Source organism: Vibrio sp. G-C-1 (assembly GCF_021728015.1).
In the GTDB taxonomy this organism is placed as follows: Bacteria; Pseudomonadota; Gammaproteobacteria; order Enterobacterales; family Vibrionaceae; genus Vibrio; species Vibrio splendidus.
Genome location: NZ_JAKKCR010000004.1, coordinates 15,748 through 28,529 on the forward strand (window position 1 = coordinate 15,748; position 12,782 = coordinate 28,529).

Here is a 12,782-nt window from a genome sequence, read left to right on the forward strand (position 1 = left end):
TTTGGTTAGCTAAATATATTGTCGCCCATTTGGTCGATGAACATCTGCGATTTTTTTAGCATCAATTCATCGGCATCTTGTTTGTTTGAAACAACATCTGAACGAATAAAACGATGAGTTTTGATTTCACCGTCGAATTCTTTCTCGATTCGCCCAGCAACACGGTATTGACCAGATTCTGCAATGGCATCTTGATAGATATTGAAACCTTTATATTCGACTGGCTCAATCTCTACTTTTTGTTCGGTTTTTTCTTTGCCACCAAATAATCTAGAAAAGAATCCCACGTTTTTTACTCCTTAAATGACCGTATTAACCCTAAACTATCACGACTGTTTACGGTTCAACAATGGCTTTTCATACCATTGCAATTCTACGTCATCATCAAAATTGTGTTGACTAAATATAACGGGCACATTGTCGTCACGTTCGCGTCTTCTATCGTCAATAATCATACTTTCAGCATTCTTGACCGCGATCTCACTATTTCGTTTATAGAGTACCAATTTGTCTTCTGGCAATGCCGAAAGAAAATCGATATCGAAACGAATATAGATGGGCTTAAGTTGACCTAAAGCCAAACACGCGAGATCAGCCAACTGTTCGTTGTTATAACTAGACACATATTCCTCGGTAGCCAAAACCTGACCCACCAGAGTTTCCATATAGTTGTGAACATCAACACTAATTTGCATACCACACCTCCATTTGTAGCTATCACGACAGATCGAGTTCTAACCTGATTGGCAACGACCTACATATTGTTACCTTACTATACCCTACTCATTACTACAGATTTACTAACTGCATGTTAACTAACTATAACGACTAATTAATTTCTCATATATACTGTGTAGTTGGTTCTATGGTTAATAGCAACTCAAATACATATAAAAATGGTTGCATCATTAGCGACCTATGACTATGTTTTTGCTCTGATTTAAGCAAAAAGCTTGGCATTCGCTTGTTTAACCGTATCCTACGTATAAAATTAAATTACAAGATCATCAGTATAATTAGGCTCACCACGTAAATGGCATCTTCTTTTGTAACGTCGAGCATGTTTCGATTTTGCTTCCCTCTATTTTTATTGGCAATTTTATTCGCTGGTATGAACAACGTCATTCTCGTGACGGATTCAAACCTAGGGTTTGCTAGCAACCTTCCATATATCTTATTGAGCGTTGCCGTTTTGCTATGCCATACATTCAGACAAGGACGCATGGCCATGGTGTCATTAACCATGCTAGTAGCCTACCTGATCATCCAAGTTCGCTTGCAAACCCCTTTGAACACTGGAACCACCTTATTAGAGCTGTCGTTACTTGCGGCATTAGTACCGGTCACTTGCTTATTGGTGTATGCCTTCCCAGATAACGGTGTCAATTCAAAGTCGATGCTCCTCTACGCCATCGTTCTCGTGCTGTTTATGGTTTGGGCGCAATTGATCGTTTCTCATTTCCATGCTGGCGGTTTTGAATCATGGAGTGAAGGCCTACTGTTCATTGTTAGAGACTTCTCCAAACTGCCTTTTGTTTTGGTGTTGTATAGCCTTTGCTTGCTTGGCCTTACAGCCATCCTAGTGCTGGTGTACAACCGTTCTATTGATGTTGTCGTTTATAGCACTATCTTGCTGTCCTCTTGTACGTTCATCTTCTTTGACGTGCAGTACATCTCTAGCACTATGTTCTCCTTATCAGGCACGCTGATCATCGTCTATGTGATGTCTGCTAGCCACGATATGGCTTTTAATGACCAACTGACTAACATCCCAGGTCGACACGCCTTAGAAGTCGATATGAAGCACTTAGGCCGTAAATATTCGATGGCGATGGTTGATATCGACCACTTCAAGACATTTAACGATACCTATGGCCATGACATTGGCGACGATGTGCTGAAACTGGTGGCTCGTATTCTTAGAGAAACCACCGGTGGTGCGAAAGCGTATCGCTATGGTGGAGAAGAGTTCACGATTATTTTTAAAGGCAAATACAAGGAACAGGCTAAAGAGCACCTTCAAGTTCTGATTTCAGAGATCCAAAACTACGACATGACCATTCGTAATAGCCACGAGCGTCCTGATGACCATGAAGTGGGTATCAAAAATCGTGGTCAGAACGGGAAACCATCGGAAATGGTGAATGTGACGGTGAGTATTGGGCTGTCTGATAGTACAACCACCAAGCATCCTGAAGAAGTATTGAAGCTTGCTGACAAGGCACTCTACAAAGCGAAAGAAACCGGCCGAAACAAGCTGTGTGTTAATAGCTAAACGTAAGTGTCGATAGCTTAAGTGTCGATAACTCGACTAGAGGGAGCTTAATCTTGGTTAAAGAAAATAACTAAGCTCCCGCCTTTCAAACTGCTTCCGTAATTGATCGTAAACCCTATTCCCACATTATCGACCCAGTCATTAAACAGATTTGGGTTAAGCAACCAACCTACGCTGCCCTCGTAGTAAGATGTTGTCCCCATAGAAGCCACGGTGTCACCACCTATATCAATTCTTCTTATACTCGAGTACATCGATGTGATGTTTTTATCCCAACGAACTAGATCATAGAAAATCTTGGCTTCATTGGCGATATACCAACCTTCAGGGTGACCAATATCGCCGTTATTGGCTTCTCCCCATCCGAAGCCATTAAAGTAATGCCAACTGGTACTGAGTTTGTATCTTCCCCAATCATTTTTGTCTTCAAAGGTCAGCTTGATCTTGGGCTCAATTATGTATGCCCATGCATCGGTATTGTAATAGACCCCGTCCAACTGTTCTTGAATAGGCTCAAGTAATGGAGATCGATATTCGAAGTCATTGCGGTAATAAGAAATATGATTACCAATTGCAGAGCTGAAACTCCAATATTCGTCTAACTGAGATACATTCGCGAATTCCACGTAGCCAGACACTACCGACTCTTTTTGCAAATCAGATTTTGTTGTTGAAGCATATTCAACATCTTTCTCGATCCGTAATGCCGACAACCGTAGAGTGACTTCTTGATGGTTATCTTCAATATATTCAGGAAGCTCGAATGTGTACGGAAGGCTGATTGAAGCAATATCTTTTCTTCGACTCACCGAATCGTTCGAACCAATCTCTTCATTATCTAAACGAAAAACTTTGTTTGGGTCAAAGTTATTAATACCAAACGTAAACACGTCAGTATCATTGAGCAGAACGCTTGTTGCGAAGGTTTGCTCTAGTTCCTTTCTGAAAAGATCAGACACGGAGTTGGCATTAGCGGTGGTTGGCACTACCGTTAAAAATAGAGGAGCCGCGGTTAAAAATAGAGGAACCGCTAGCGTCCAACATGTGCTAGTCACATAAAATGACTTTGAATCTGGCATTTCTCTTATCACTTAAAGTACTTCCTAGCTAAAACGCCAGTAAAGTATAAATTCAAATATTTCAAAGAGCTCACCAACTAACGAGCAAGCTCCAAAATGTTGCGTTGTATGAAGGTATTTCTGCCACTTTGTTTCGCTTGGTAAAGCGCTTGATCGACCTTTTCGTAAATAGAGGCGGTAGATTCTCCCCCATCAGGCACGAATGAGAGCACACCTTGTGACGCTGTCACTCTATCGGAAGCCGTTGAGTGATCATGGGCGTAATTCATTTCATGTAGAGCTTCTTTGACTCGAGTCGCATGTACCTTAGCGGCTTCACTGTCTGTATCGCTAAGAATCAAAACAAACTCTTCACCGCCATAGCGACCGACAAACTCTCCCGCACGCACAAAAAGCTGCTTCAAGGTACTGGCAAGCCCTTGCAAACACTTATCCCCTTGAATATGACCGTAATTATCGTTGTAAGGCTTAAAGAAGTCTACATCAAGAAGTATGACAGTCATGGGTATATTACGTCTTCCGTGCCACGCAATGCTCTCTTCAAGTTTAGTATCCATATATCGACGGTTATACAATTTAGTCAGACCATCTTCATTGGCTTGTTGCTGCAGGAGAATATTCAGTTCTTCGAGCTTGGCGGTACTCTGTTTTAACTCTCGTCTCATGTGCGCAATACGCTGCATCGCAATCAACTTAGAGTTCAAAACAACTTTGTTTACCGGTTTGATTAGATAATCATCACCACCAGCATCAATCGCTTTCGCGATCATCTCCGGCTCTTCATGACCACTCAAAAAGATGATGGGAACCCATTCTGGGAATTGGCCACGAACCTCATTAGCCACTTCAAATCCATCCATGTCTGGCATGCTAATATCAAGTAACACGAGTTCAGGATCAAAATCAGAATAAACATTCAGGGCTTCTTTTCCGCTACCAACAGCTTCTACAACATGACCCAATTGCTTGAGTCGAATAGCGAGTTGCATCCTGTCTAGTTGAACGTCATCAACCAGCAATATGCGCATCGAAGATCCCTTTTCTATCATCACATCACCTTTATCTAGTGTTGAATATTCAAAGTAGCTCAAATTTGGGCTTAAATCATGCCCTAATCTCTATATTATATTGACTTTTTTACAGATCTTTTTAGCATTGTTTCTTTTTAAAGAGAAATACTATGTCAGACGCTACAAACAACGAAGTACAAGAAATCGATTTAACCACTATCTCACCAGAGCTTCGCCAAGTTATCGAATTTGATGAAGTGCCTAAAGAGATGCACAACATGGTTACTTCTATTCATGAGGTGTCTGAAGAAGCAGTGCGTGAAACTTGGAGCAGTCTTCCAGCAAGCGCACAAAATGTTTTGGACAACTTTGAGCAATTCCACGCTCTAATCTCTGTTAGCCAAGCTTTCGCTGGCGTAAACATGATGGAGGAGTTCCCTACTCTTAAACTTCCAGAAGGCATGTCTGATGAAGAAAAAGAAGAGTACCGAGCTCAACTGCTTGACCAAATTTTACATAACTGTGTAAAAGACATGGCTAAGCAAATCAAGAAAGCGCGCCGTGATGCTATCTTGAAGCGTGATTTCAAAGAAGTTTTCATCCGCTAAGCTATTCATCGCACCTAAATTTAGGTTGAATGCTTAACGAAAAATTAATGATTAAGCCGTATGTTATTTAAAACATGCGGCTTTTTTGTACCTGCAGCTTTTTCTGTTCGTTGCTTGAGAGCTTCGCTCACAATATGTTTGTGTTTTTGCCACTGAAGCTCTTGTCAGTGTCGCTTTTGACATTCGACAAATAAGCAATATGCCTTAACACTCATACAGTGTGGCGCAAAACTGGCAGTTATACCGTAAAAAAAATGACGCATGTATCCATTCATGGAATCAAGATCAATATTCATGTCGCGGAGAAGTATTCATATTGCAGACAAGCAGTAAGCATCACTGACAAACGTTAAACTCGCTGACAAGCAGTAAGCATCGCTGACAAACGTTAAATTCGCAGACAAGCAGTAAGCATCGCTGACAAACGTCAAACTCGCTGAAAAGCAGTAAACATAGAAAAGACAATGATCGAACTTATCTCACTCATTGCCTCAAAGGTCGTGCTTGAATCAGTGCGTGACGGCAATATCTCGCTGGGCGACACTCACGCCTTTAATTTGAGCGTAGACTTGCTGACCGATTTCCAAACTCAACTCGTCCAGAGCCCACAAGGTTATAGTGGCCCACAAGTAACAACCAGGCTCTAGCTCCAGTTCTACTGCAACACTCTGCTTGTTTGAGCCTTGCTGGTGCGTCTCTACGCTTTTAATGGTCACAGGGAGGATATTACGTATAGAAGTGCCTTGCGGCTGTTCTAGCGTGATAGAGACATCATTTGCCCTAACTTGTAACCTTACCGCAGCTCCAATGTCGCTCGACACCTTCTGAACCCACAACGATGTCGATTTACCAAGCTTCAGTCGAGACAACGCGTAATCGTCATTGTGCTCAGCCAACGTCCCCTCAAACAATGAACTTTGTTCTGAGAATGATTGCCACGGCTGCATGGCTCTTGAAGCCCACACTTCTTCCGTCACACCCGACGAAATGACTTTGCCTTGCTCTATGATCACAAGGTGATTCGCTAAGCGTAGGATCTCATTAAGGCTGTGCGTCACGTAGATGATTGGAATATTCACTGTTTCAGAGAGGTTTTCCAGAAACGGCATCACTTCACGCTTACGAGGTAAGTCGAGAGAGGCCAATGGCTCATCCATCAACAAAATACTCGGCTTAGACAACAAAGCACGTCCAATTGCCACACGTTGCTTCTCACCGCCAGACAGGCGAGCTGGATAGCGATCAAGCAATGAGTCCAAAGACAACAGCGAGACTATTTGCTCAAAGTGCGCTTTGTCAGCACCTTTCATGCCGTACTTAAGATTCGCCGCGACTTTCATGTGCGGGAACAATCGCGATTCTTGGAACACATAACCAACGTTGCGTTTGTGGGTTGGCAAATTAATGCCATTACGACTATCAAACAGAGTGGTTCCAGATACGCTGATCAAGCCTTTGTCTGGCTGTTTAAGGCCACTAATCGCATTGATTAGGGAGGTTTTCCCCGCACCAGAACGACCAAAAATCGCTGTAATTCCGCTGCTAGGGAGTTCTAAGTCGATATCGAAAAAGGTTTCACCAAGCTGCTGTTGATATTGAAGGATCAAAGCACTCATGCGTTCCCTCCCAAGCGTTTTGCTGACTTTTTGTTGAGCCACTCAGATAGCATTAATGAACCAAGCGCTATCACAATTGAAATGACACACAAACGCGCCGCTTCCATTTCTGCGCCAGGGGTTTCAATAAAGGTATACATGGCCAATGGAATGGTTTGAGTTTCACCGGGAATATTTGAAACGAAGCTGATGGTCGCACCAAACTCACCTAGGCTTCTTGCGAATGAAAGCATGGTGCCGGTAATGATCCCAGGGATCATCAAAGGTAAAGTGATGGTGAAAAACACACGAAGAGGTGAAGCGCCCAATGTGGCTGCGGCCTCTTCCAGTTTACTGTCTACGGTTTCTAGGCTCAGACGAATAGAGCGAACCATCAATGGCAGCGCGACAACAACACACGCGAGTGCCGCGCCCTTCCAGCTAAAACTGAATACGATACCAAACACGTCATTAAGCCAAGAGCCAATAACGCCTTGTCTGCCCATCATCACTAGCAACAAGTAACCGATGACCACAGGTGGAAGCACCAAAGGCAAATGGACAATACTTTCTACAATGCTTTTGCCCACAAATTGTTTCTTAGCAAGCAACCATGCCAAGCCGATGCCGATAGGAATAAGCCACAAGATGGCAAACCCAGCGACTTTCAAGCTCAGCATTAAGGCTTGGTATTCGTATTCCGATAAATACATCATTTAACGCACTTCAAATCCAAAACTGTTCAAGGTGTTCTTCGCTTTTTCGCTATTTAGGAAAGTATAAAACTCTTCTGCGACGACTTTATCGCTCAATTTCGCTACAGGGTAACGTATTGGCGTATGTAAATTTGATGGGAACGTCGACACGAGGTTCACTTCTTTAGAAAGCAACGCATCTGTTTTGTAGACAATACCAAGCTTAGCTTCACTACGCTCTACCAAAGCCAATGCCATTCGAACATTGTTACTTGGTGCCAATCGAGTCTTCACGTCGTCCCAGACACCTAACGTTTCTAGCGCTTCTTTCGCATAGATACCTGCAGGAACCGACATAGTGTTGCCAACCGCAAGTCTTTCATTCGTTAGTAGTTTAGCCCATTGGTCACCGTTTGCTAGATCCAAAGATATTGGTGTCTCTTTCGGGGAAATCAACACCAATTCGTTTTCGCACAAGTTTGTGACATTGTCACTAGAAACCAATTGACGATCGACTAAATGCGTCATCCATTTTTCGTTTGCCGAGATAAAGATGTCTGCTGGCGCGCCTCTTTCGATTTGGCGCACCAAAGATGACGTGCTCGCATAAACTGGAATAACATCGACAGAATGATCTTTCTCAAACTCTTCGACCAACAAGTTAACCGCATTCGTCATCGACGATGCAGCGTAAACTCGTAGCTTTTCCGCAGCCAAAAGATGACTAGAACTCAATGCCGAAGTTAAGGCGATGGTTAAAAGGATGACTCGCTTTTTCATTGTGATCACTTATCTATTGTTCGTTTCAGTTCTTGAGATCGCTTTTAAGTCAGACTCAACGGTTTAACGAAAGCTAAAGCTATTAACTCAGCTAAAGCTTTTAACTCTGACTGAAGCTATTAAGTCAGACATAAACTTTTGAATTCAGGCTAAAGCTTTTAAATTCAGACCTAAATGGTTAATTCCGGCCAAAGCAAGTCAAGATTTAAATGCTCTTCGATGGCATCAGCGATTCGATTGATACCCAGCTCTTTAAGCTGTTCATGGTCAATCGCTGTTACATCGTCGGCTCCTGCCCATTCGCAAATAAGCGACAACGCATCGCTGTTATCGAATACGCCATGCAGGTAAGTACCAAAAATCGAGTTATCTTGATTCACAGCGCCATCAAGGCTGCCTGATTCTAACTGAACCGGTAATGCTATTTCTTTGACATCAGTCCTACCTACGTGGATCTCATACCCTTTTACTTGTGCTGTTTTGCCATCAAGTGTCATGGTGCCACGCACGTTTGTTAAGGTTTTCTGTTGTGTTAGCGTCGTTTCAGTATCGAGATACCCTAACCCTTCGCTGCTTCCTGGCTCACCTTCAACGCCATCTGGATCGTGGATGATATTTCCTAGCATTTGGTAACCACCACAAATACCCATCACTTTGCCGCCCAAGCGTAAATGACGCTGAATATCTTTATCCCAGCCTTGTTGTTTTAGGTAATCCAAATCTGCTCTTACCGATTTTGTACCCGGCAAGATAATCAAATCTGCATTGTTTACACGTTCACCTTTACCGACATAACGTAAATCAATGGAAGGATTAAGTCTTAACGCGTCGAAGTCCGTATGGTTGCTGATTCGGGTTAGCACTGGCACCACGACTTTAAGTTTAGCTTCTCCGTCAGACTCTTGGGCTGAGGTAATGGCATCTTCCGCTTCTAGGTTAAAACCATGCAGATATGGCAATACACCAATCACAGGCTTGCCGGTTTTCTCTTCTAACCAATCAAGTCCAGATTGAAGTAACGCGATATCGCCTCTAAAGCGGTTTATCACAAAGCCTTTTACGCGAGCTTGTTCGGACTCAGATAACAACTCTAATGTGCCGTAGAGGTGCGCAAAAACGCCACCACGGTCAATATCGGCAACAATGATCACCGGGATGTCCGCTTTCTCAGCAAATCCCATGTTAGCGATATCATTTTCGCGAAGATTGATTTCGGCTGGGCTACCCGCACCTTCAATCATCACGCTTTCGTATTCTTCAGAAAGTCGGTCAAACGAATCAATAACGGTATCCATCGCCACTTTCTTGTAATCATGATAGCCCGTAGCTTCCATATTACTGATCGCTCGGCCTTGCAGAATAACTTGTGCGCCAGTATCTGAATTGGGTTTTAGCAATACCGGATTCATGTGAACAGTAGGTTCAATGTTACAAGCTTGCGCCTGAACCGCTTGAGCGCGACCAATTTCGCCGCCATCTTTTGTCACCGCACTGTTTAACGCCATGTTTTGTGGCTTAAAAGGTGCCACTTTGATTCCTTTCCTTGCCAAAACACGGCATAAACCTGCCACCAAAACACTTTTTCCGGCATCTGACGTTGTTCCTTGAACCATAAGGGCGTTTAACGGTGATCGCATCTGTACTTAAATCCTTAATTTCTTAATTTCTTAATTTTCAATTTATAGCTGTAGGCAATATTTCTCTGCCTCCATCTTAACGTCATTGCCGAGTAGATGCTCAATAAAATGAATGGAAAATGAATGTGTTACTCAGTCTGGATTCAACCCCAGTGTTGTTTAATAGCTCCATCGAAACGAAGCTTATGAACGATAAGCAGCGCATCAGCAAATAAAACGTACTAACGAAAAGAAACGTTTCAAATTCAGAAAAACGTTTCTACTAAAAACAACATTAAGGGATTCACCATGAAAACAACTGTATTAGCTATCGCATCTACTATTATCCTTGCCCCTACTTTTGCAATGGCTAGTGACCACCACAGCAGCAATAACAACAACAGCAATAGCAAGCACGAGAGCGCTATCGCTTACACAGGGCCGATTGAAACCGTTTCTGTTGCTACACTACTTGCAGACACAAGCATGTTCGCAGAGCAAGAAGCGATTGTAGATGGCAAGATTGTTCGTCAGCTAAAGAATGATACATTTGTCTTCTCTGATGGACAGAGTGAAATTCAAATCGAATTGGATGATGATATCCGCCTAGCACAACCGCTAACTGCTGATACTAAAGTACGTATCTTCGGCGAATACGAAGGCGGCAAGACACCGGAAATCGAAGTGGATCATATCCAAGTTCTATAAGCGATAAATATAAAACATACTGACTTCAAATAATTGGCCTGCATATTGCAGGCTTTTTTGTATTATACTGCCGAAAAATACAATTTATATGGAGTCACCATGCTAGGTTGCACGAATAAGACTGTCCTTTTAGGACTAGCTGCACTGTGTTCATTCTCTGCGTCTGCAAACAACTTTAACTACAACACATTCGAGCTACGCATGGGGGCTAGCCCTAGTACGTTTGGTGGTGAGTTCACAACACTATTTACTCAAAATGCTCATTTTATCGGTCGTATTGATAGTGGTTTCGAAAGTGACTGGGATGCTGCAGCTGGTGTTGGCTTTAATGGTCCGATTGGACAGTTTGCCGATATCTATGGCCAGATGCTGTTACACAACATCGAGCGAAACGATGAAAACGACATTAAAACGGAAGTAAACATCGGCGTAAAAGCCTGGATCATTGCAAATGTTGAAGTCAACGCACGCCTTGGTCAACTGATTGATAACGATAACAGCAACTCAATTGTTGGTTTTGGTGCTCGTTTTCACTCAACCGATCAACTTTCTGTTGGTGTAGATCTGCGAAACAACGGTACTTATGGTCATCAAATCTTAATGTCTGCTCGATTCGGCTTCTAAACTGAATCAGCTGCCTAGGTTTTATTGATAAGCTAAGGTTTCGTCACTAAGTAATAAATAGCTGTACAAATTACATAGAAAAGCCCCGAACACATTAATGTTCGGGGCTTTTTTGTTTGTTAGTTTCGCTGGCTTTTAGTCGTTCACGCCCTAAGCCAGCGACTTACTTTATAAATTAACCATCAGCATCTTTTTCTGATGATCTAAGTACTCTTCATAAGTACCTTGGAAACTAACCAGTTGCTTGTCTTTCACATCAATAACGTGTGTCGCCAAAGAAGAAACGAACTCACGGTCATGGCTTACGAAGATAAGTGTGCCAGTGTAAACCTTCAACGCATCGTTAAGCGCTTGAATTGCTTCCATGTCCATGTGGTTCGTTGGTTCGTCCATTACAAGCACGTTGATGTCTTGCATCATTAGCTTGCCGAATAACAGACGGTTCTTCTCACCACCTGAACAGTTACGCGCTTTCTTGTTCGCGTCATCAGCAGTAAACAATAGACGACCTAGAATGCCACGTACCATAAGGTCATCGTGCTTCACTGTGCGCCATTGAGAGATCCAATCGAAGATGCTCAGGTCGTTGTCAAAGTCAGTCGTGCTATCTTGTGGGCAGTAGCCTACCGATGCGTTTTCAGACCATTTAACGATACCTTCGTTTTGCTCTAGTTCTTGAACTAGGCAACGTAGCAGCGTGGTTTTACCCACACCGTTCTCACCGATAACAGCAAGACGTGTGCCCGCTTCAAGCAGCAAGTTCCCACCAGCAAACAGTGTTTCGCCATCGAAGCCGTGACTAAGCTCTTTAAGTTCAAGCGCTTGACGGTGCAATTTCTTGCCTTCACCAAAATCAATTGATGGGCTCATACGGCTCGATGATTTCACTTCATCAAGCGTGATTTTGTCCATTTTCTTAGCACGTGAACTTGCTTGCTTCGCTTTAGATGCGTTTGCACCAAAACGGTTAACGAAATCTTGAAGTTCGCTAATTTCAGCGGCTTTCTTAGCGTTGTTTGCTAGAAGTTGGTCACGAATCAAACCAGAAGCTTCTAGGAAGTACTCGTAGTTACCAGGGTAAACACGTAGCTCACCGTAGTCGATATCAGCCATGTGCGTACACACAGAGTTCAGGAAGTGTCTATCATGCGAAATGATGATCATTGTACATTTACGCTGGTTTAGCTCTTCAGCAAGCCAGTTGATCGTGTGAATGTCCAAGTTGTTGGTTGGTTCATCAAGAAGCAGAATATCTGGGTTTGCAAATAGAGCTTGCGCCAGAAGCACACGCAGTTTCCAACCTGGAGCAACTTGCTGCATTAGGCCGAAATGGAACTCTTCTTCGATACCCGCTTGAATTAGGATATCACCTGCACGGCTTTCAGCTGTGTAGCCATCCATTTCAGCGAATTCACTTTCAAGTTCAGCGACTTTCATACCATCGTCTTCGCTCATTTCTGGCAAAGAGTAAATACGGTCACGTTCTTGTTTTACTTCCCACAGTTTTCTGTCACCCATGATCACAACGTCGATAACGCTGTATTGTTCAAAAGCGAACTGATCTTGGCTTAGCACACCCAGTTTTTCTCCTGGAGTGATAGAAACGTTGCCCGAGCTTGGCGTTAATGCACCACTTAGGATTTTCATGAACGTTGACTTGCCGCAACCATTGGCGCCGATCAAACCATAGCGGTTGCCGTTACCAAATTTAGCAGAGATGTTTTCAAACAGCGGCTCTGCGCCAAATTGCATTGTGATGTTCGCGGTAGATATCAAAGAACTAATTCCTAAG

General features: G+C 43.1%; 13 protein-coding genes. 4 read left to right on the plus strand and 9 right to left on the minus strand.

Annotation, left to right across the window (positions count from 1 at the left end; genetic code table 11):
* Positions 1-5 precede the first annotated feature (5 nt).
* Both L3V36_RS07395 and L3V36_RS07400 read right to left on the minus strand, forming a co-directional pair.
* Positions 6-287 (minus strand): HlyU family transcriptional regulator, encoded by a 282-nt coding sequence (locus L3V36_RS07395; RefSeq protein ID WP_004731023.1) that lies wholly within the window; start codon positions 285-287, stop codon positions 6-8.
* A 39-nt stretch (positions 288-326) separates the two neighbouring features.
* Positions 327-695, minus strand: coding sequence for a late competence development ComFB family protein (locus tag L3V36_RS07400; RefSeq protein WP_004731025.1), 369 nt, complete (start codon positions 693-695; stop codon positions 327-329).
* A gap of 338 nt (positions 696-1,033) precedes the next feature.
* Between L3V36_RS07400 and L3V36_RS07405 the strand changes: the two genes are divergently transcribed.
* Positions 1,034-2,275 carry a GGDEF domain-containing protein gene (locus L3V36_RS07405; RefSeq protein ID WP_017087579.1) on the plus strand — a complete coding sequence of 414 codons (1,242 nt, stop codon included), beginning with the start codon at positions 1,034-1,036 and terminating at the stop codon, positions 2,273-2,275.
* Between the two features lie 47 nt (positions 2,276-2,322).
* Here L3V36_RS07405 and L3V36_RS07410 read toward each other — a convergent pair whose 3' ends face one another.
* Positions 2,323-3,354 carry a Solitary outer membrane autotransporter beta-barrel domain gene (locus L3V36_RS07410; RefSeq protein ID WP_102456961.1) on the minus strand — a complete coding sequence of 344 codons (1,032 nt, stop codon included), beginning with the start codon at positions 3,352-3,354 and terminating at the stop codon, positions 2,323-2,325.
* Between the two features lie 77 nt (positions 3,355-3,431).
* The gene (locus tag L3V36_RS07415) at positions 3,432-4,403 is read right to left on the minus strand and encodes a diguanylate cyclase (RefSeq protein WP_017087061.1); all 972 of its coding nucleotides are present in this window, start codon (positions 4,401-4,403) and stop codon (positions 3,432-3,434) included.
* Between the two features lie 131 nt (positions 4,404-4,534).
* Between L3V36_RS07415 and L3V36_RS07420 the strand changes: the two genes are divergently transcribed.
* Positions 4,535-4,972, plus strand: coding sequence for a DUF3069 domain-containing protein (locus tag L3V36_RS07420; protein WP_004731036.1), 438 nt, complete (start codon positions 4,535-4,537; stop codon positions 4,970-4,972).
* A 509-nt stretch (positions 4,973-5,481) separates the two neighbouring features.
* Here L3V36_RS07420 and modC read toward each other — a convergent pair.
* From modC to L3V36_RS07440, 4 genes are all read right to left on the minus strand, one after another.
* Positions 5,482-6,588 carry a molybdenum ABC transporter ATP-binding protein ModC gene (gene modC / locus L3V36_RS07425; RefSeq protein WP_004731038.1) on the minus strand — a complete coding sequence of 369 codons (1,107 nt, stop codon included), beginning with the start codon at positions 6,586-6,588 and terminating at the stop codon, positions 5,482-5,484.
* A complete protein-coding gene (gene modB / locus L3V36_RS07430; protein WP_004731040.1) occupies positions 6,585-7,283 on the minus strand; it encodes a molybdate ABC transporter permease subunit in 699 nt (232 codons plus the stop codon). The genes modC and modB overlap by 4 nt, the downstream gene beginning before the upstream one ends.
* Positions 7,284-8,042, minus strand: coding sequence for a molybdate ABC transporter substrate-binding protein (modA, locus tag L3V36_RS07435; protein ID WP_208775639.1), 759 nt, complete (start codon positions 8,040-8,042; stop codon positions 7,284-7,286).
* A 170-nt stretch (positions 8,043-8,212) separates the two neighbouring features.
* The gene (locus L3V36_RS07440) at positions 8,213-9,679 is read right to left on the minus strand and encodes a cobyric acid synthase (RefSeq protein ID WP_208775638.1); all 1,467 of its coding nucleotides are present in this window, start codon (positions 9,677-9,679) and stop codon (positions 8,213-8,215) included.
* 288 nt (positions 9,680-9,967) lie between these two features.
* On the opposite strand from L3V36_RS07440, the gene L3V36_RS07445 reads away from it, so the two are divergent.
* Entirely contained in the window at positions 9,968-10,366 is a 399-nt protein-coding gene (locus L3V36_RS07445) for a NirD/YgiW/YdeI family stress tolerance protein (RefSeq protein WP_017095730.1), read from the plus strand.
* 99 nt (positions 10,367-10,465) lie between these two features.
* A complete protein-coding gene (locus L3V36_RS07450; RefSeq protein WP_017087055.1) occupies positions 10,466-10,990 on the plus strand; it encodes a hypothetical protein in 525 nt (174 codons plus the stop codon).
* Positions 10,991-11,158: 168 nt separating this feature from the next.
* Here L3V36_RS07450 and L3V36_RS07455 read toward each other — a convergent pair whose 3' ends face one another.
* Complete coding sequence (locus tag L3V36_RS07455; RefSeq protein ID WP_076648427.1) at positions 11,159-12,766, minus strand: ABC-F family ATPase; 1,608 nt, start codon at positions 12,764-12,766, stop codon at positions 11,159-11,161.
* Positions 12,767-12,782 lie beyond the last annotated feature (16 nt).